This window comes from Nitratireductor luteus (assembly GCF_026162365.1).
Lineage (GTDB): Bacteria > Pseudomonadota > Alphaproteobacteria > Rhizobiales > Rhizobiaceae > Chelativorans > Chelativorans luteus.
The window spans coordinates 333138-352397 of the sequence record NZ_JAOANW010000006.1; the positions used below are offsets into that span (position 1 = coordinate 333138).

Below are 19260 nucleotides of genomic sequence, written 5' to 3' on the forward strand. Positions count from 1 at the left end.
TGGCGCCAAGCCATCCCCCATCTGCCCTGCCGGGCATCTCCCCCTCAAGGGGGAGATTATCTTTTCCTCGATGTTTCGCTTCTTCTTCAAGAGTTGGCGAAGCAGATCACGACAGCCAATCTCCCCCCTTGAGGGGGAGATGTCCGGCAGGAGAGAGGGAGCAATTTGGGCGCAGTCAATAAACGATCAGGAAAACCAAAGTGGACGAACAACTTACCCGAAAGATACTCGCCGCCGTCGATGAAGGCTTCGAGGAGCAGATAGCTTTCACCGAAGACCTGATCCGCTTCCCTTCCCTGCGCGGCGAAGAAAAGCCGGCTCAGGACTTCGTGCACAAGGCGCTGGTGGATCGCGGATACGACGTGCGCACCTTCAGGATCGACGAGGACAAGATAAGGGACCATCCGGGCTTTTCACCCGTCGCCATCGACTATTCCGATGTTGTCAACGTCGTCGCCACCCATCAGCCGCGCGCGGAAAAGGGAAAGTCGCTGATCCTCAACGGCCATATGGATGTCGTGCCGGAAGGCCCACACGACATGTGGGAGGTCTCGCCGCCCTATGAGCCGAAGCGGGTGGGCGATTGGCTTTACGGGCGGGGCGGCGGCGACATGAAGGCCGGCATCGCCGCCAATATCTTCGCGCTCGACGCGCTGCGCCGCATCGGCCTTCAGCCGGCGGCCAGGGTGCATGTGCAAAGCGTGGTCGAGGAGGAATGCACAGGCAACGGCGCGCTGGCCTGCCTCGTCGAAGGCTATACGGCCGACGCCGCCATCATCCCCGAGCCGGAGGACGAGATGCTGGTGCGGGCCAATTGCGGCGTGCTGTGGTTCGAGGTGCATGTGGCGGGCCACCCGGTGCATGTGCGCGAGGCGGGCACCGGCGCCAACGCCATCGAGGCAAGCTTCCGCGTCATCGAAAGCCTGAAGCGGCTTACCGCGGACTGGAACGGGCAGAAGGCGAACTATCCCTATTTCGCCGAGCTGGACCATCCGATCAACTTCAATGTCGGCAAGATCGAAGGCGGCGACTGGGCCTCGACCGTTGCGGCCTGGTGCAAGCTTTCCTGCCGCATCGCCATCTATCCGGGCGACGACCCCAAGGAGCGCGCGGCCGAGATCGAGGCGCATCTGGCGCGCGAACTGGCGGACGATCCCTTTCTCGGCAATCGCTCGCCGCAGGTGACGTGGAACGGCTTTTTCGCACGCGGCTATATCCTGGAGGAGGGAAGCGACGCGGAGACCGCGCTGGCCGAGGCGCATCGCCGGGCGACGTCCAGCGAATTGAAAAGCTTCGTCACGCCGGGCTATCTCGATGCGCGCGTCTTCGTGATCTATGCCGGCATGCCATGCCTCGTCTACGGCCCTATTACCGAGAACATCCATGGCTTCGACGAGCGGGTGAGCCTTTCGTCGATCAAGCGCGTCACCGGGTCCATCGCCCTCTTCATCGCCGACTGGTGCGGCGTCGAGCCGGTCGAGGCCGGAAATGGGTGAACCGATCGAGGGCGTCTATCTGAGCGCCGCGTTCGATCTCGAAGAGATGTTCGCGCGCTATTTCGAGCCACACCGCGACCGCGTCCGCCTCAGGCGGCCGGAGGCGATAGACGATCCGCTAAAGGTGCGCTTCGCCCTGGCATGGCGGCCGGCGGCGAACGCCTTCGCGCCCTATCCGGCTCTCAGGCTCGCCTGCTCTATCGCGGCGGGCGTCGACAGCATCGTCAACTGCCCGAGCCTGCCCAAGGATGCGGTGGTGGCGCGGGTGCGGGACGAGAACCAGGCCGATTTCATGGCCGGGTTCGCCGCCTGGCACGTGGTCTGGCACCATCGCAACATGCGCCATCACATTGTTCATCAGGCCCGCCAGGAGTGGGCGCGGCAGGGCATCGACAGCTTCGTGCCGCCGCGCGATTGCACGGTTGGCATCCTGGGTTTCGGGCTGATGGGCAGGGCCATCGCGCGGGCCGTGACGGGTATGGGCTTCAAGGTGGCGGCGGCGGTGCGCAATGCCCCGGCTGCGCCCATGGCGGGCGTCGAATACGAGGCCGGGACGGATGCGACGATGCGCGTTGCCGCGCGCTCCGACCTCCTGATCAACGTGCTGCCGCTGACAGCGGAGACGCGAGGCCTCCTCGATGCGCGCTTCTTCGCCGCCATGCCGCGGGGGTCGGTGCTCATCCAGCTCGGGCGGGGCGAGCATCTCGTTGAGCGGGACTTGCTGGCGGCGCTCGACGCCGACCATCTGCGGGCGGCTTCGCTCGATGTCTTCGAGCGCGAGCCGCTGCCGCCTGAGCACCCATTCTGGCGTCATGACCGCGTTCTGGTCACGCCCCATCAGGCCAGCGAACCCTCGTCGGTTCTGATGGCCGCCCAGGTTGCGCAGGCAGCGCAGGATGTGGTGGCGGGCATGGTGCCGGAAACGATGGTGGATCGGGCGAGTGGGTACTGATGTGAAGCGGGGGTCTTTCCCTGCAGGTGAAACGAGAACGACATGAAAGCCATATTCGACGAGCGGCAGCTGAGGCACGATCCCGAGCGATATTTCAGGCGGGGGGCCTATATCAGCCATCCCGAACAGCCCGAGCGCGCCATCCTCATCCGCGACATGCTGTTGCGGAACGGCTTTGTGATAGAAGCCCCGCGCGATTTCGGTGAGGCGCCGATCAAGGCGGTCCACGATGCGGGCTATGTCGATTTCTGGAAGGATGCCTGGCGGCGCTGGCGGGCGGAGGCGGGCGATCAGGAGCCGATCCCCAATTGCCACCCTGGCCGCCGCGCCGGCCGGCCTTCCTCCTCCGTTTTCGGCCAGCTCGGCTGGTATGCGACGGACACTTCCGTGCCGATGCGGGAAGGCACCTGGGATGCGGTCTACTGGTCGGCGCAGACGGCGCTCGAAACCGCGGCGCGCGTGAAGGCGGGCGAGCGTGCGGTCTATGGCCTGTGCCGCCCGCCCGGCCACCATGCCCTGCACGATGCCTCCAACGGCTTCTGCGTCTTCAACAATGCGGCCATCGCGGCGCAGAGCCTGCGCGAAAAATTCTCGCGGGTGGCGATCCTCGACATCGACACCCACACCGGCAATGGCACGCTCGACATCTTCTATGAGCGCGGCGACGTGTTCGTCTGCTCGATGCATACCGATCCGGACAACTACCCGACCTACTATCTCGGCTATGAGGACGAGCGCGGCGAGGGCGCGGGCGCGCGGGCGACGCTCAATCTGTGCCTTGCGCCCGGCGCAGGCGCCGAAGCCATCCTCGCCCGGTTCCGCGAGGGGTTGGCGGCGATCGAGGCTTTCGGCGCCGAAGCGCTGGTCGTCTCGCTCGGCTTCGATATGGCCGGCGACGATCCGCTGTCGGAGGTGAACATGACGGGCGAAGGCTTTGCCACAATGGCGCGCGAGATCGTGGCTCTTGGCCTGCCGACCGCACTCATTCAGGAAGGCGGGTATCTGGGCCCGTCGCTGACGGACAATGCCGAAATCTACCTGACGGCCACGCGCGATGCGCTGGCTGCAATTTCCGAAGAGATGTGATCCATGAAACCTCTGCCCAATTCGATCGAAGCCCGGGACGTAGCCTATCACCTGCATTCCTATACGGACGCCCGCAAGCACGAGGAGGCCGGCCCGCTGATCATGGAGCGGGGCGAGGGCATCCATGTCTACGACAATAACGGCAAGCGCTATATCGAGGGCATGGCCGGGCTGTGGAGCGTGGCGCTGGGTTTTGGCGAGAAGCGCCTTGCCGACGCGGCCATGCGGCAGATGGAGAAGCTGCCTTATTACCACACCTTCACCCACAAGGGACATGGCCCCTCCGCCGAACTGGCCGAGAAGCTGGTTTCCATGGCGCCGGTGCCCATGTCCAAGGCCTATTTCACCAATTCGGGATCGGAGGCCAACGACACGGCGATCAAGCTGATCTGGTACCGCTCCAACGCGCTCGGACAGCCGCAGCGCAAGAAGATCATCTCGCGCGTCAAGGGCTATCACGGCGTGACGCTGGCCGCCGCCAGCCTGACCGGGCTGCCCAACAACCACCGCTCCTTCGACCTGCCCATCGACGGCGTGCTGCACACGACCTGCCCGCACTACCGCACGATGAAGAAGGACGGCGAGAGCGAAGCGGAGTTCGCCAGGCGCTGCGCGGCAGACCTTGAGGAAATGATCGTGCGGGAAGGGCCGGAGACGATCGCCGCCTTCTTCGCCGAGCCCGTGATGGGCGCCGGCGGCGTCATCGTGCCGCCGCAGGGCTATTGGGAGGCGATCCAGCCGGTTTTGAAGAAACACGGCATCCTGTTCGTCGCCGACGAGGTGATCTGCGGTTTCGGCCGAACGGGCAGGATGTTCGGCACCGAGACCTTCAATCTCGAGCCCGACATCATGACCCTGTCGAAACAGCTTTCCTCATCTTACATGCCGATCTCGGCGCTGCTGGTGAACGAGAACGTCTACGGGCCGGTGGCGGACGAATCGGCCAGGATCGGCGTCTGGGGCCATGGCTATACGGGCAGCGGCCATCCCGTCGCGGCGGCGGTCGCGCTGGAGAACCTCAAGATCATCGAGGAGCGTGATCTGGTCGCCCATGTGCAGGCGATCAGCCCGCGCTTCATGAAGCGTCTGAACCAGCTTGGCGAGCACGACCTGGCGGTGGAAGCGCGGGGCATCGGGCTTATCGGCGCGGTGGAGTTCGCCCATGAAAGCCTGCCCGGTGCTGGCGCGCTGGGCGGCCGGGTCAACAAGGCGATGCAGGAACGCGGCCTGATCTCGCGCAATATGGGCGACGCGCTCGCCTTCTGCCCGCCGCTGATCATTTCGGAGAAGCAGGTGGACGAGATGTTCGACCTTGCCGAAGCGGCGGTGGCGGACGTCGCGGGCGAGATCGGCTGAGATCGTAATGAAGGAAACCCTTTCCACCGATATTCTGGTCGTCGGTGGCGGCATTGCCGGCGTCGGCCTGGCGGCGGCGTTGGAGAACCGGGCCAAGGTGGTCATTCTCGAGCAGGAGCGCGATCTCGCCTATCATTCGACGGGGCGCTCCGCCGCGATCTATATCCGCAACTACGGCAATGGGCCGATCCGCACGCTGAACGAGGCAAGCGGGCCGATGTTTCGCGCGCAGGATGCGCTTTTCCCGCATCCGCTGCTTACACCGCGCGGCATTCTTTACATTGCCGATGAGGAGCGGGCGGGCGCGGTCGCCGATCTTGCCGCCGATGCAATCGGCGTGGAGGAGATATCGCCGGAGAGGGCGCGGGAGATGGTGCCCATCCTCGATCCGGATTATCTGCGGGCCGCCGCCTACGAGCCCGACGCCCAGGACATCGATGTGCATGCGCTGCATCAGGGGTGGCTGAAGAAGGCGCGGGGGCAGGGCGCCACGGTGATTTCGGGCGACGGGCTGGTGCGCGCCGAGCACGCGGGCGGGCGGTGGAAGATCGAGACCCGGCGCCATGCGATCGATGCCGGCACTATCGTCAATGCCGCTGGCGCCTGGGCCGATACGGTAGCGAAACGGTGCGGTGTGACGCCTGTCGGGCTGACGCCGCTGCGGCGCTCCATGGCGGTGCTGCCGGCGCCCGAGGGCATCGATCCGTCGCGCTGGCCGCTGGTCGACGAGGTGACCGAGCAGTTCTATTTCAAGCCCGATGGCGGACGGCTTTTCGTGTCGCCCTGCGATGAGGACCCGGTGGACCCGCACGACGCCTTTGCCGACGACATGGTGGTGGCCGAGGGGCTCTATCGGTTCGAGCAGGCGGTGACCATGGCGGTGACGCGGGTCGAGCGGAGCTGGGCGGGCCTGCGCACCTTCGCGCCCGACCATACGCCGGTCGTGGGCTACGATGCGGGGGCGAAGAATTTCTTTTGGCTTGCCGGCCAGGGCGGCTATGGCATTCAGACGGCGCCGGCCCTTTCGGCCTTCGCCGCCAGCCTGCTGGAGAACCGGACGCCGGTGCTGGAAGACCTCGTATCCCGGCTTGCGCCGGACCGCTTGGCTGCCTGATAGAACCGGCTTCCGGTTTACCTGTAATTTCTCAAAAGGATGAAACATGACAATCGAACGCCGTCACAAGGGGCCCCGCATGAGCCAGATCGTCGTTCACGGCGATACGATCTATCTGGCTGGCCAGGTGGGTGAAGGCAAGACCGTCAGGGAGCAGACGGAGAGCATGCTTGCCTCCGTCGACAGGCTTCTGGCCGAGGCGGGTTCGTCGAAGTCGAAGATATTGCAGGCCGTCATATGGCTTGCCGATATGGGGGATTTCGCCGACATGAATGCCGTCTGGGATGGCTGGATCGATCCGGAAAACCCGCCTGCGCGAGCCTGTGGCGAGGCCAGGCTGGCGACGCCGAACTACAAGGTCGAGGTCATAATCACTGCCGCCAAGTAGAAATCGCCATCTGGCGCATTTCATCATTTCCTTGCCAAATGGCTGAAAGACGCTATATTTCCGGTAACAGGCGATATAGCGTCTATCGCCATGACCGTTTGAGCCGGGAGATGTTCCATGGTCCTTTTACAGCCGATCGATACGCGCGCTGCCGAATTCATTCCCTCGCCGGTCAGCGACGAGGAGGCGGGGGCGATGTTTCGCGCGGCGGTCAACCTGTTTTCGCGCTGGAAACTGACCGACGAGCAGGCAGCCATTCTGCTGGACATGCCGGTGCGCACCTATGCGCGCTGGAAGGCGGGGGCTGTCGGGCGCATCGACAGGGACGGCCGGGCGCGGCTTTCCAACCTGATGGGCATTCACAAGGCCCTGCGCATCATCTTCCGCGAACCGCAGCGCGCTTATTCCTGGATATCGAAACCCAATGAGGCCTTTGGCGGCAATTCGGCGCTCGACATCATGCTGGGCGGCGAATTGACGGATTTGATGCGCGTGCGCCGCTATCTCGACGCGGAGCGCGGAGCCTGGTGAACGGCAATGCCATTCGCGGGGCCACACCGCCGGTCAGCCGGGTGGGCTGGAAGGGCGCGGTGCGCATCATCCGCAGCCTCTATCCTCCCATCGACCTCTTCGAGGACATCGCCGACCCGGCCGACTGGCCGCTGCTGCTTTCGGCCGAGCAGAAGACCAATCCCCGGCTGATGGCGAATATCGGCAATCTGGACCTGGTGCCGCCCGGACGCCGCGTTGCCGGCCCCGGCGCGACCTATCTCATGGCGCCTTTCACCCATGTCAGCCCCGACCGCCCGAGCCGCTTCAGCGCCGGGCGCTTCGGCGTCCTTTATGTCGGCGACCGCTTCGAGACGGCTCTTTTCGAGACCATCCATCATCATCAGCGCTTCATGGCGGCTACGGAAGAGGCACCGGGCTGGACATCGCAATTTCGCGAGATCGTGATGGACGTCGATGCCGCGCTACACGATCTGCGCCGAGACCCGGCCAAATGGGCCGAAAGTCTCCAGCTCGACGACTATGCACCTGCCCAGGCGCTCGGCCTTCGGCTTCGCGAAGCGGGCTCGGACGGCGTGGTCTATCCCAGTGTCCGCTTCCCGGACGGCGATTGCGCCGGGCTTTTCTATCCCGACTGCGCCGCCAATCCGGTGCAGGCCCGGCATCTCGACTATCACTGGAACGGCGAACGGGTGGATTTCTACCGGGATGCGGGCAGCGGGCAGGTGTTCAAGGTGCTGGGAACGGTGGAAGCCGGTAAGAAGAGCCTTTACTGACCGGGTTCAACTCGTGGACCGGCCCTTCCATAGGGCGTGGGCCTCGTCCAGGCGTTGCCGGGTTCGGCTGAGCAGGGCGGCGGCTTCGCCGGGTGTCATGCCCTCGGCGACGAGAATCGCCTGTTTCACCTCATAAGCGCAGACTTCCAACGCTTGTCGGGCGGGCTCCTCGTCACAGCCGGCGATATCCATGACCATCGTCACCGCTCGCCCGACGAGTTTGCTGTTGCTGACGCGCATGGACACCATGCGGCCTTGATAGACGCGGCCGAGCCGCACCATCAACGCAGTTGACAGGACGTTTACCAGGATCTTCTGGCTCGTCCCCGCCGTCAGCCGGGTCGAGCCGGGCAGTGCTTCCGGTCCGGTGCCGAGCAGGATTGGCCAAGCGACGGATTGCAGCAGGGGTGTGCCGTCATTGTTGGCGCAGCCGATTGTCGTCGCGCCGCGCTTCCGGGCCTGCGACATGCACTCCAAAACGAAGGGCGTGGTGCCGCTCGCGGCGATGCCGACCACGACATCCGTGGCACCGACTTCGGCATCCGACACGGCCTTGCGGGCGGCGTCGGTGTCGTCTTCGGCGGCTTCCTGCGCAGCGGCGAAGTTCTCGGTTCCACCCGCCAGGAGCACGAGCATGCGCTCGGGCGGCCAGTCGAAGGTCGGGCCGAGTTCCACGGCGTCGAGGAGGGCAACGCGGCCGGACGTGCCCGCGCCGCAATAAATCAGCCGCCCGCTTTCCTCGGAGAGAACGGGAAGGGCCGCCTCGATGGCCCGTTCGATCGCCGGCATCGCCTTTTCTAGCGCTCCGATCGCATGGGCCTGGCTTTCGACCAGCGTCGAGACGAGCGTGGACGTATCGAGATCGTCCAGATGCTTCCCGCCCGAGATTTCCGTCTGGAGCGGGTGCTGTTTCGCCTGCATTGCTTCACGCCTGCCTGATACCAACCTGCTACCAATATTCTGTAGCACGCTTCCCCGTGGGCGATAAGCCCTTCGGCGGCTGCCCGCCTAGGGGTTTGCCCGGGCCAGAACGCCGCCCGTTTGCGGCGATTTCACGCCGGTGGTGAGCGGGTAGCTGTAGGGCAGGCCGCGTAAGGAGCGTATTGCCAGATAGGCGAAGCACTCCGCCTCGACGGCGTCGCCGCGCAGCCCGACGCTGTCGGCCGAAACCACGGCGCATCCGGTGCGTGAGGCGATCTCCCGCATCATCAGCGGGTTCTTGCGCCCGCCGCCGCAGACCACGATGCGAAGGGCCCGCCGCGGCAGGAGGTCGAGCGCCCTGGCAACCGAGGCCGCGGTGAACGCGGTCAGCGTCGCCGCGCCATCCTCAACGCCCAGGCCATCGGCCATGGAGGCGGAAAAGTCGAACCGGTCGAGGGATTTGGGATAGGGCGCCGTCAGGAACGGATGCTGGAGCAGCGCACTCAGCCTGCCCTCATCGACCTTGCCGCTGGCGGCGATCTTGCCATCGAAATCCATGTCGGCCCCGCTATGCCGGGCAACCCAATCGTTGACGGGGGCGTTGGCCGGGCCGGTGTCGAAAGCGATCACCGTGTCGCCGTCGCGCCAGGTCATGTTAGCCACCCCGCCGAGATTGAGGATAGCGGTGTCGCTGCCGGCGCCGATCCGGTCGAGCATGGCCTTGTGGTAGATGGCCGACAGCGGCGCGCCCTGTCCGCCGGCCGCCATGTCGGCCGAGCGGAAATCATGGACGACGTCGGTGCCGACGATGCCCGCCATCAGCGCGCCGTCGCCAAGTTGCCGGGTGAAGCCGCGCGCACCGTTCTGCGGTGCGGCGTGGAGCACCGTCTGGCCGTGGAAGCCGACCGCCGCGACTTCCGATGACGAGCGGCCGTGCCTTGCCAGAAAGTCCTTCACGGCGAGCGACTGGGCTTCTGTCAGCGCCCGCTCGGCCTCGCCGAATATCTCCGGCTCCGGTCCCTCGAAGCGCCACGCCCGCGCCGCCTGGAGCGTGTCGGCCAAGAGGCCGCGGATATCGCGGGGGTATGGGACGAGCTCCCACGGACCGAATTCCTCGATGCGCTCGCCGTCGGTCCTGATCATGGCGATGTCGATATTGCCGTCGAGGACGGTTCCGGTCATCAGGCCAACGGCCCATACAGGCTTCATCGCAAGGTCTCCGGCACGGATGTTCATGCCGTCCTGCCGGTTTTCGATGCGGCTTGCAATGGGCAAGGGGGTGCGCGGCAGCAAATCGCAGTGCGATGACGACTTGTTCCCACTCGATTTCGATTGAGTGGCTTTTGCGGCTGGCATATGGTCGGAACAGAAGAGGAGATATGCTCATGCAGACACAGAAACCGGCAGGGGTCTCCGATTTGCTCGGAAAGGTTCTGGCGGGCGGGCCCGCCGATGTGCGGTTGCTTGCACAGCGATTTCGCGATCATGCGCTCGATCCACGCTCCTCGCCGGAGGAAACGAAGGCGCTCATCGCCGATCTCGGCTACGAAAGCATCGAGGGCTTCTGCGCGGCGGCGGGCCTGCCGGCGCATCTGGCAGACCGGTGGTCGCGCTTCGGCATCTCGGGCGAGATGCGGCAGGTTCTGCTGCTGATTGCCGCGCAGCGCCGCGCGGTGATCGAGGCAGTGGAGGAGTTCGAGGCGATGACGCATGTCGGCCTCGACGATTTCATGCGCGAGCGCGGGCTGCTCTGAGAGCGGTTTTGAATCGGGCTTTGTAGCCCGCCTTCAGCCGTCGGCCTCCTGGAGCAGTAGCGCGGCGGTCGCGGCATCGGTGATCAGGGCCTGTGTCGGCACGGCGCGCAGCGCCGCCAGGATCGCTTCGACCTTCTGCTCACCTCCAGCCGCCAGGATGACGTGCGGAATGCGGGAGACCGTATCGAGCTCGATGGCCATCACCCGCTGGTTGATCTCATGGTCCACCAGCCGCCCGCCGGCATCGATGAAGTAGCACAGCATGTTGGCCACCGCGCCCTTCTCGCGCAAAGGCTCGATCAGGGACTTCGGCACGATCCCGTGCCGGAAGATCGTTGCGTCGGGCGAGACTTCGCCGACGGTAAGAAGCGCCATGTCGGCGCGCGCGGCCCGCTCGCGCACATCGCGCAGCGAGGGCTGCTCCCACAGACGGTCGCGCAGCGTGGGATCGTCGACCACCACCGGCGCGCTGATCTGATAGCTGTCCACCTTCAGCCGCTCGGCGACCTTGGTGGCCACGATGGAAGGATTGATCCATTGCGAATGCGGCAGGCTGCCGACGAGTCCGATCACCGTGGCGTTCGCCAGGTCGCGGCGGGCCATGAAGGCGAGGCTGGAATGCAGGGTGGCGCCGCCGCCGATGGCCAGCGTCATGCCGTCCTGGAACTGCTCCTCGAGGTAGCGGGCGACGGCATGGCCGATGGCGCGTTCCAGATTGCGGGCCTCCTCCGGCGCGGGCACGACGATGGCGCTGCGCAAGTTCCACCGCTTTTCCAGCTGCCGCTCGAGGGCGATCTGCTCGGTCGTGTCCGCATTGACGGTGGTGACGACGACATGCTCCTGGGCCGTGGAGGCCAGCGCGCGCATGACCTTCATGCGGCTGACATTGAGAAGGCCGGCGATCTTCTCCTGGGTCAGTCCCTCGACGTGGTAGAGCCAAGCCATCTTCACGTTGATGTCGGCCGAGGAAAGCGGGGGCTCGCCCAGCTTCGTTCTTTTGGCGTTTCGCGGCACGTCGCTGATTCCCCATCTCTCGTCGCCCGAAACCTAACACATAGCCGGAGCGGCAAACGGGCGGAAGGCGCCCCGAATCGCGAAATATTATTGCGTTCTTTTGTTATTGACCGAAAACATATGTTCATGTTCAATTGACGGGCGCATTTGTTATCTGGCTGTCATACTGCGCATGCACGGGAGGAGTTCCGACACGACAGTCGTCGGAAGACGCAAACAAAAGGAGTCCATTTCGATGGAACGCAAATACATGATCCGCGGGGCAGCCCTGGCGGCTGCACTGCTCGCATCCGCAGCCTTTGCCCCGGCCGCTTTCGCCGAGGATTTGGTCCTGTACACGTCACAGCCGGACGCCGACGCCGCAGAGACGGTGGATGCATTCATGGCCGCCAATCCGGGCATCGAGGTCGAAATCTTCCGCTCCGGCACCAGCGACCTGATGACCAAGCTGGCGGCCGAGTTCGCCGCCGGCAGCCCGCAGCCCGACGTGCTGTTGATCGCCGACGCGGTGAGCATGGAGACGCTGAAGAAGGATGACCGGCTGATGCCCTATCCGGAGGCCAATGTCGAAGGCTTCGAGGAAACGGCTTACGATGCCGACAGGACCTATTTCGGCTCCAAGCTCATCACCACCGGTATCGCCTATAACACCGCGGCGGAGCAGAAGCCCGAGCATTGGTCCGACCTGACCGGCGAGGCCTATAAGGGCCTCACCATCATGCCGAGCCCGCTCTATTCGGGCGCCGCCGCCTACATGCTCTCGGCTTTCGTCAACCGTGACGATCTCGGTTGGGACTATTTCGAGACGCTGCAGCAGAATGGCCATGTCGCCGTGCGCGGCAATGGCGCGGTGCTGAAATCGGTGGCCAGCGGTGAAAAGGCCTATGGCATGCTCGTCGACTTCATGGCCATGAATGCCAAGAAGGACGGCTCGCCCATCGAATTCGTGTTCCCCGAGGAAGGCGTGACGGCGGTGACCGAGCCGGTGGCGATCATGTCCACGGCAAAGAACCCGGATGCGGCCAAGAAGTTCGTCGACTTCATTCTCTCCGACGAGGGGCAGAAGCTGGCGTTGAAGCAAGGCTATCTGCCGGCCAAGCCATCGGTCGGCCGCCCCGATTGGCTGCCCGAGGGCACCGAAGTCAAGATCATGTCCGTCGACGTCGAGAAGGTCGTCGAGGAGATCGACGAGAACAAGAAGAAGTTCTCCACCATGTTCGGCGGCTGAGGTTTCCGCCGCATGACCGTCGCATTCAAGGAGCGTCAGGGCCAGCAGATGGCCCTGACGGTGGGGATCGTCGTCCTCATCGTCGTCCTTTCGCTGCTCCCCATGGCGCGGCTTCTTCAGGAGGTCGTTCTTCCGGGCGGCCGTTTTTCCCTCGACATCATCCGCTCCGGGCTTGTCGACAACACTACCTGGGTCGCCACCTGGAACACGGTGTATGTCGGCCTCGGCGGCACGCTTCTCGCGCTCGTCCTGGGCGTGGCTGTCGCTCTTCTCGTGTCGCTGAGCGATGTGCGCCAACGCCAGGCCTTCGTCCTGTGCTTCGTTACGCCGCTTATGATCGCACCGCAGGTGACGGCGCTCGCATGGCTGCAGGTTTTCGGACCGTCCAGCCCGATGCTGGACCTTCTGGGCATGGCGCCGCCGCTCGGCACGCCCAATCCGCTTTACTCGCCGGAAGGCATCGTGCTGCTGCTCGGCATCCAGTATGCGCCGCTGGTCTTCCTGATCGTGCGCGCCGGCCTGCGCAAACTGCCGCGCGAACTGGTCGAGGCAGCGCAATCGAGCGGCGCCAGCTGGTTCCGCGTGCTGCGCACAGTCATCCTGCCGCTGATGACGCCGTCCATCGTGGGTGCGGCGGCGCTGACCTTCGTGTCCTGCGTCGGCAATTTCGGCATTCCGGCTTTTCTGGGCATCCCGGCAAACTATCTGGTGCTGCCGACGCTCATCTATCAGCGGCTGGCCGGCGGCGGCCCGGCGGTGCTTTCGGAGGTCGCCTTCCTTTCGGTGCTGATCGGCATCATCGCCATGGTCGGCATCCTGTTGCAGGACAGGATAGCCAAGCGGCGCGACTTCCGCATCACGTCGACCTCGCTACCCGCCGCGCCCTACAGGCTTGGCCGCTGGCGCATTCCCGTCGAGATCGGCATGTGGCTGCTGATAGCCTTCATCCTGGTGCTGCCGCTGATCGGACTCATCCTCACATCGCTTGTGCGCGGCTATGGTGTCACGCTAAGCGCCGATACGGCGACACTGGAGAACTATCGTTTCGTCATCCTCGAACATGCGGCCGCCAAGCGCGCATTTGTGAACAGCCTTTATCTGTCCGCTACCGCCGCCATCTTTGCCGTCTTCGTCGCCATTCCGCTTGCCTATGCGATCGCGTGGGGCAAACATCGCTGGGTCAAGGCGCTGAACCTGGCGATCGAACTGCCCTATGCGCTGCCGGGCGTGGTGCTTGCCATCGCTTCGCTGCTTCTGTTCCTGAAACCGATGCCGATTACCGGGATCCATATCTACAATACGGTGTGGATCATCCTTTACGCCTATCTGGCGCGCTTCCTGGTGCTGGCGGTGAGGCCGACGATCACTGGCTATTTCCAGCTCGACCGAGCGCTGGAGGAGGCGGCCCAGGTGGCCGGCGCCGGACTTTTCACACGGATGCGCACCATCATCTTCCCGCTGATCGCGCCAGCGGCGATTGCCGGCGGCCTGCTCATCTTCATGACGGCGCTCAGCGAACTGACGGTGTCGGCGCTGCTGTGGTCGTCGGGATCGGAGACCATCGGCGTCATCATCTTCTCCTTTGAGCAAGGGGGCGATTCCAAATATGCGGCGGCGGTCTCGGCCATCATGGTCGCGACCACCTTTCTCCTGATGCTGCTCGCCAGCCTCTTTGCAAACAGATTACCGGACGGAGTGCTTCCATGGCGGGATTGAGCATCCACAACGTCACCAAGAGTTTCGGCGGGACCAATGCGCTCGACGACGTTTCCATCGACGTGGCGGATGGCGAATTTCTCGCCGTGCTCGGCCCTTCGGGCTGCGGCAAGACCACGCTTTTGCGCCTGATCGCCGGGTTCGAGGAGGTGACGGGCGGGCGCGTCAGCATCGGCGGAAGCGTCGTGTCGTCGACCGAACTGAACGTGCCGCCGGAAAGGCGCCGCGTCGGCATCGTCTTTCAGAACTATGCGCTGTGGCCGCATATGAGCGTGGCAGAGAATATCGGTTATGCGCTCAAGGTGGCGCGCGTGGGCCGGGCCGAGCGCGAGGCGCGGGTGAAAGGCGCGCTCGCCCTGGTGAACATGGAACAATATGCCGACCGACGACCGGCCAATCTTTCAGGCGGGCAGCGGCAGCGCGTGGCGTTGGCGCGCTGTCTCGTTGCCGAGCCGAGCCTGGTGCTGTTCGACGAGCCGCTGGCAAATCTCGACGTGCATCTGCGCGCCTCCATGGAGGACGAGTTCGCCGATTTCCACAAGCGCACCGGCACCACCATCCTCTACATCACCCATGACCAGGCCGAAGCCATGGCGCTGGCGGACCGGATCGCCGTCATGGATCACGGCCGGCTGATGCAGCTTGCCACACCGCGCGAGCTCTATCATGAGCCGGCCAACGAGATGGTCGCCTCCTTCATATCGCAGGGCATGGTGCTTCCGGCCGATGTGCTGACCGACGAGAAGAAGGGCGAGTGCAAGGTCAAGGTGCTGGGCCAGGAACTGGTCGTGCGCTGCCGCAAGGGCGAAACCCCGCGCAGGAACGCTCGCATCTGCTGCCGCGCATCGCAGATCGAGGCGGTAACGGGCAAGGGCGAAGGCTTCGCGGGTACGATAACGCGAGCAGTCTACCGCGGCGGCGCGGCGCGCGTGGAGTTCGAGCCCGACGGCGCGCCGAATACGGGGCTGCATTTCGACCAGCTGGATCCGGTGACATTCGAAGCCGGCGGTCGCGCGCGGCTACGCCTGACCTCGGGCTGGCTGATCCCGGCCGCTGGAGTCGCGTGATGCTGAGGGTCGATCTTCAGGGCGGATTCGGTGAGAAGGGCCGCACCAGCATCGCGGTGGGCGATGGGGCGACACGGATCATGCTGGATGCGGGCATCAAGGTCGGTGCTTCGGGCGATGAGTATTATCCCCTTCTCGCGCGACCCGTTACCGAGATCGACGCGCTGTTCATCTCGCATGCCCATGAGGACCATATAGGCGCGCTGTGCCGGCTTCTGAAACTTGGCTATCGCGGGCCGATCCATATGACGGCGGAGACGCGGGCCGAGATGCCGGCCACGCTCACGCAATATGCCGACGCTGATGAACTGAGGCGGTTTCCGCCGGATGGCGGGCAGATACGCATCTTCCGGCCGGGCGATGTGCTTGAAGCGGGTTCGATGCGGGTGGAGACCGGCAGTTCCGGCCACGTGGCGGGCGGGGTCTGGTTTTCGGTGGAGCATGAGGGGCGAAGGATCGTCTACGCTGCCGACATGGTGCCCAACAGCCCCGTTTTCGACATGCAGCCATTGCCCGCCTGCGATGTCCTGGTTCTGGACGCCTCCTACGGGATTGACACCGTTTCGGGGGCGGAACGGGCGGGAGAGATCGCCGTATGGGTTGCCGCCAACCGGGATGGCTGCCTGCTGCCGACACCGCTTTCCGGGCGGTCGCTGGAGCTGATGGCGACGCTGGATCTGCCATTTGCGATCGAGGCCGGCATGCGCGCGCCGCTCGCCATGCAAATCGGCGTGGCTGGCGCATTGCGGCCGGGGCGCGCCGAACGCCTGCGCGAAAAGCTGGCTGATGCCATTGATTGGGAGACAGGAACAGCGTTGCCCGAGCGGCCGCTGCTGGTGCATGATGGCATGGGTGTGGCCGGCCCGGCGAAGGCGGCCATTCGGACGGCCGACAAGCAGGGCTATCCGATCCTTTTGACAGGTCATCTGCCGAAGGGCTCTCCGGCGGCATTGCTGGTCGAGCGGGCGCGCGCGGCCTGGATACGCCTGCCGACGCACCCGACCCTGCCGGAGAACCTTGCGCTGTGGGAAGCGGCTGGCCGGCCGGCGGTGCTCGGGCACTCCTGCGAACTGGATGTTCTCCACCAGATACGGGACCACCTTCCACCGCTCAAAACCCGGTTTCGCACGGGGCAGAGCTTTGATGTCCTGCAGTCAGGTGGAATTACCTGACTTCTGCATGAATGCGGAAAACAAGAAGGTGGAATGTGACGCGCCCGACGCCCGCACGGGCTCCAGATCATCGAATAGAGAGCGATCATGCGCATCCTGGTTTCAAATGACGACGGAATCGAGGCTCCGGGGCTTGCCCTGGCGGCCGAGGCGGCGGCGAAACTGAGCGACGATGTCTGGGTGGTCGCGCCGGATGGCAAGCGCACCGCCGCCGGAACCTCCCTGACCGTCGCCCGGCCGCTGACCGTGTACCGCCTCGGCGGTCGCCGCTTCTCCTGCTCGGGCACGCCCGCCGATTGTGTCGTGACGGCAATGACCTGGCTGTTCCGCGATGGCGCTAAGCCGGATCTTGTGATCGCCGGTGTCAATGACGGGCGCAATGTCGGCGAGGATCTTGCTTATTCGGGAACACTGGGCGTGGCACGCGAGGCGACCTTCTGGGGCCTGCCGGCTATCGGCTTCTCGCGCGTCAAGGAGCCCGATGTCCGGGATGGCGACGCCGACTGGCTGGCGCGGTTGATCGGGGGGCTGTGGCAAGGCCGCGCCGGCTGGGCAATCGAGGGACATTGGCTGAGCGTCAACCTTCCGACGCGCCTGCCGGCCTCCTTTACCCAACCGAGGATCGGCCGCGACAAGATCGCCCGTACTGCCACGGTCGTGAAGGATGACGGCAATCTGGTGGAGCTGGTAGTGCCGCGCGGCCGTGCGCACAGCACGCGCGAAGGCGACGAGAACAGCATGATCGCCAAGGGTTTCGCGACCGTGAACCGGCTCAACTGGTTCGGCGAAACACCGCTCGACGGCGCATTCGTGGATGGTCTGGGCACGGTGCAGTAGCGTTCAAACTGCCTTCAGCCGCGAGCCGCTCAGGAGGCCCTGTTCTTCGAGAACGGGGTAGGCGAGGGTGGCCAGGAGCGAGTTGATCTGCTTGAGGTCGCGGATCGTGTCGAGGTGGATTGAGCTGGTTTCGACACTTTGTTCCGAGCCCTGGCGCAGCCGTTCGAAATGTCGTCTGCTCGTTTCCTTTTCCACTTCGCGCAGCCGGTCCTTTTCCATCACCAGTTCACGCGCGGTTGCCGCGTCCCGCGTCACCAACAGGTTGAAGGCGAGGCGCGCATTGGCCAGCACGGACCCATGGAAACCGGAGAGCTCGCGCCAGCCTTCCGGGGTGAACTCCACCCCGCGCTCCATCTTCTTCTCCACATGCGCGAGCATGTTGCGCACGATGATATCGCCCACCTGCTCCAGCTTGACGCAGACGCCGAGCAATTCCTGGCAGCGGCGGGCCTCTTCGTCCGACATGCCCCGCTCGGTGATGCGGGCGAGATAGAGCTTGATCGCGGCATGGCGCCGGTCGACCGTATCGTCCATGGTGGCCAGCGCGTCGATCGCCCTGCGGTCGGCCTTCTCGTACAGTTCGAGGATGCGGCAGAGCATGAATTCGATGGTTTCGCACATGCGCACGGCCTCGCGGGTGACATTGGCGAGCGCCTGCTGCGGATTTGTGAGGGCGCCGTCGTCGAGCGCGCTCGTTTCCCGGATGGCCGCCGGCTCCTCTTCCTTCGGGCCGGCCTGCAAAGCCACTATGGCCTCTGTCGCCTTGAGCACCAGCCGCGACAGGGGGATGCCGGCCAGAAGGATCAGGATGTTGAAAGCGATATGCGCGTGAATGATGCGGTCGGCGGGATCGGCGCCCAGGCGCTCAAGCGAGGGATCGAACACCACGAAAGCCGCCAGCAACACTACCGAGCCGAGGCCGCGCATGAGCAGATTGCCGAGCGGAACCACGCGATAGGCCGGCGGCGAGCCGCGCGTCAGCATCGGCGCGATGAAGGAGGAGCCGAGATTGACGCCGAGCACCATGACGATGCCGAGTTCGGGCGGAACGATGCCACGCGCGGCGAATGTCGTCAGAAGCAGCACCGCCGCTATGCTGGAGTGAAACACATAGGTCACGACGGCGGCGAGCAAAAAGGCCGAGATCGGGTCGCTGGAGAGATAGCCGACGATCAGCGGAACGATGGTGCTCTGGCGCAGCGGCTCGGCTGCTTCGCTCATCATTTCGAGCGACAGGATCAGCAGCCCGATGCCGACGAGTATGCGGCCGAACTGCCGCCACTGCCGCCGCTCCGTGGTCAGGAAGATCACCGTCCCGGCAAGCAGGCAGATCGGAACCAGCAGCGTGAGGTCGAAACTGAGCACCTTCACGACGAGCGCGGAGCCGACCTCTGCCCCGCGGACCGCGAGGATGCCCGACAGCCCGGTGACGATGCCGAGGCCCGCGAAGGAACCGATGAGGAGCGTGACCGCGGTGGAGCTTTGCAAGGCTACCGCCATGGCAAGGCCCGTCAGCGCCGCCAGCACCGGGTTGCCCAGCGTTCGGCGCAGGCGCTGCCTCAACACATTGCCATAGGCGCGTTCGACGCCGGTGCGCACCATTCTGGTGGCCCAGAGCAGCAGCGCCACCGCGCCGGCCATATGCAGGAAGAAGACGGAACCGCTCATCGAACCTCGTTGCTCTCGACCTCCGCGAAGGCCGCTTTACGGCGCTGGCAGCCTGGTCCTGCACCGAGCACTACTGTTACATTAGTAATTATGAAATGACAAATGTTCAAACACCTGCTCGTCGTGACAGCCTGTCTCTCGGTGGTTGGGTGATAGGCCCAACCAGTTAGTCCCATTAACTAGCTAATCATAGCGCACCGGTTCC

At 64.8% G+C, this 19260-nt stretch carries 18 protein-coding genes; 14 read left to right on the forward strand and 4 right to left on the reverse strand.

What is annotated here, in order from left to right:
• Window positions 1-200: 200 nt before the first annotated feature.
• The 8 genes from N1058_RS10505 (at window position 201) to N1058_RS10540 (ending at window position 7678) form a co-directional block, all read left to right on the forward strand.
• Window positions 201-1496, forward strand: coding sequence for an ArgE/DapE family deacylase (locus N1058_RS10505; RefSeq protein ID WP_265517459.1), 1296 nt, complete (start codon window positions 201-203; stop codon window positions 1494-1496).
• On the forward strand, window positions 1489-2448 hold the full coding sequence (locus tag N1058_RS10510) for an NAD(P)-dependent oxidoreductase (RefSeq protein WP_265517460.1): 960 nt from the start codon (window positions 1489-1491) through the stop codon (window positions 2446-2448). Before N1058_RS10505 ends, N1058_RS10510 begins: the two co-directional genes overlap by 8 nt.
• Before the next feature lie 42 nt (window positions 2449-2490).
• Complete coding sequence (locus N1058_RS10515; protein ID WP_265517461.1) at window positions 2491-3534, forward strand: histone deacetylase family protein; 1044 nt, start codon at window positions 2491-2493, stop codon at window positions 3532-3534.
• A 3-nt stretch (window positions 3535-3537) separates the two neighbouring features.
• Window positions 3538-4890, forward strand: a complete 1353-nt coding sequence (locus tag N1058_RS10520) for an aspartate aminotransferase family protein (RefSeq protein ID WP_265517462.1) — start codon at window positions 3538-3540, stop codon at window positions 4888-4890.
• Window positions 4891-4897: 7 nt separating this feature from the next.
• Window positions 4898-6004: an NAD(P)/FAD-dependent oxidoreductase gene (locus N1058_RS10525; RefSeq protein ID WP_265517463.1), complete on the forward strand. Its 1107-nt coding sequence runs from the start codon at window positions 4898-4900 to the stop codon at window positions 6002-6004.
• A 46-nt stretch (window positions 6005-6050) separates the two neighbouring features.
• A complete protein-coding gene (locus N1058_RS10530) occupies window positions 6051-6392 on the forward strand; it encodes a RidA family protein (RefSeq protein WP_265517464.1) in 342 nt (113 codons plus the stop codon).
• A gap of 117 nt (window positions 6393-6509) precedes the next feature.
• Complete coding sequence (locus N1058_RS10535) at window positions 6510-6923, forward strand: MbcA/ParS/Xre antitoxin family protein (RefSeq protein WP_265517465.1); 414 nt, start codon at window positions 6510-6512, stop codon at window positions 6921-6923.
• Complete coding sequence (locus tag N1058_RS10540; RefSeq protein ID WP_274709237.1) at window positions 6917-7678, forward strand: RES family NAD+ phosphorylase; 762 nt, start codon at window positions 6917-6919, stop codon at window positions 7676-7678. Before N1058_RS10535 ends, N1058_RS10540 begins: the two co-directional genes overlap by 7 nt.
• 6 nt (window positions 7679-7684) lie before the next feature.
• On the opposite strand, the gene N1058_RS10545 is transcribed toward N1058_RS10540, so the two are convergent.
• Together N1058_RS10545 and N1058_RS10550 are read right to left on the reverse strand one after the other, a co-directional pair.
• Complete coding sequence (locus N1058_RS10545; protein ID WP_265517467.1) at window positions 7685-8599, reverse strand: N-acetylmuramic acid 6-phosphate etherase; 915 nt, start codon at window positions 8597-8599, stop codon at window positions 7685-7687.
• Between the two features lie 87 nt (window positions 8600-8686).
• Window positions 8687-9808: an anhydro-N-acetylmuramic acid kinase gene (locus N1058_RS10550; RefSeq protein ID WP_265517525.1), complete on the reverse strand. Its 1122-nt coding sequence runs from the start codon at window positions 9806-9808 to the stop codon at window positions 8687-8689.
• A 176-nt stretch (window positions 9809-9984) separates the two neighbouring features.
• Here N1058_RS10550 and N1058_RS10555 point away from each other — a divergent pair, with 176 nt between their 5' ends.
• A complete protein-coding gene (locus tag N1058_RS10555; protein WP_265517468.1) occupies window positions 9985-10353 on the forward strand; it encodes a hypothetical protein in 369 nt (122 codons plus the stop codon).
• Between the two features lie 33 nt (window positions 10354-10386).
• Here the strand turns inward: N1058_RS10555 and N1058_RS10560 are convergent, their stop codons facing one another.
• Complete coding sequence (locus N1058_RS10560; protein WP_265517526.1) at window positions 10387-11298, reverse strand: sugar-binding transcriptional regulator; 912 nt, start codon at window positions 11296-11298, stop codon at window positions 10387-10389.
• A gap of 304 nt (window positions 11299-11602) precedes the next feature.
• Between N1058_RS10560 and N1058_RS10565 the strand changes: the two genes are divergently transcribed.
• The 5 genes from N1058_RS10565 to N1058_RS10585 all read left to right on the forward strand — a co-directional run bounded on the left by N1058_RS10565 (window position 11603) and on the right by N1058_RS10585 (window position 17387).
• Entirely contained in the window at window positions 11603-12595 is a 993-nt protein-coding gene (locus tag N1058_RS10565) for an ABC transporter substrate-binding protein (RefSeq protein ID WP_265517469.1), read from the forward strand.
• Window positions 12596-12607: 12 nt separating this feature from the next.
• Window positions 12608-14311 (forward strand): ABC transporter permease, encoded by a 1704-nt coding sequence (locus tag N1058_RS10570; RefSeq protein WP_265517470.1) that lies wholly within the window; start codon window positions 12608-12610, stop codon window positions 14309-14311.
• Window positions 14299-15378, forward strand: coding sequence for an ABC transporter ATP-binding protein (locus N1058_RS10575; protein WP_265517471.1), 1080 nt, complete (start codon window positions 14299-14301; stop codon window positions 15376-15378). Before N1058_RS10570 ends, N1058_RS10575 begins: the two co-directional genes overlap by 13 nt.
• A complete protein-coding gene (locus N1058_RS10580) occupies window positions 15378-16550 on the forward strand; it encodes an MBL fold metallo-hydrolase (RefSeq protein ID WP_265517472.1) in 1173 nt (390 codons plus the stop codon). The genes N1058_RS10575 and N1058_RS10580 overlap by 1 nt, the downstream gene beginning before the upstream one ends.
• 87 nt (window positions 16551-16637) lie before the next feature.
• Window positions 16638-17387, forward strand: a complete 750-nt coding sequence (locus tag N1058_RS10585; protein ID WP_265517473.1) for a 5'/3'-nucleotidase SurE — start codon at window positions 16638-16640, stop codon at window positions 17385-17387.
• A 3-nt stretch (window positions 17388-17390) separates the two neighbouring features.
• Here N1058_RS10585 and N1058_RS10590 read toward each other — a convergent pair whose 3' ends face one another.
• Window positions 17391-19055 carry a Na/Pi cotransporter family protein gene (locus N1058_RS10590; protein WP_265517474.1) on the reverse strand — a complete coding sequence of 555 codons (1665 nt, stop codon included), beginning with the start codon at window positions 19053-19055 and terminating at the stop codon, window positions 17391-17393.
• Window positions 19056-19260 lie beyond the last annotated feature (205 nt).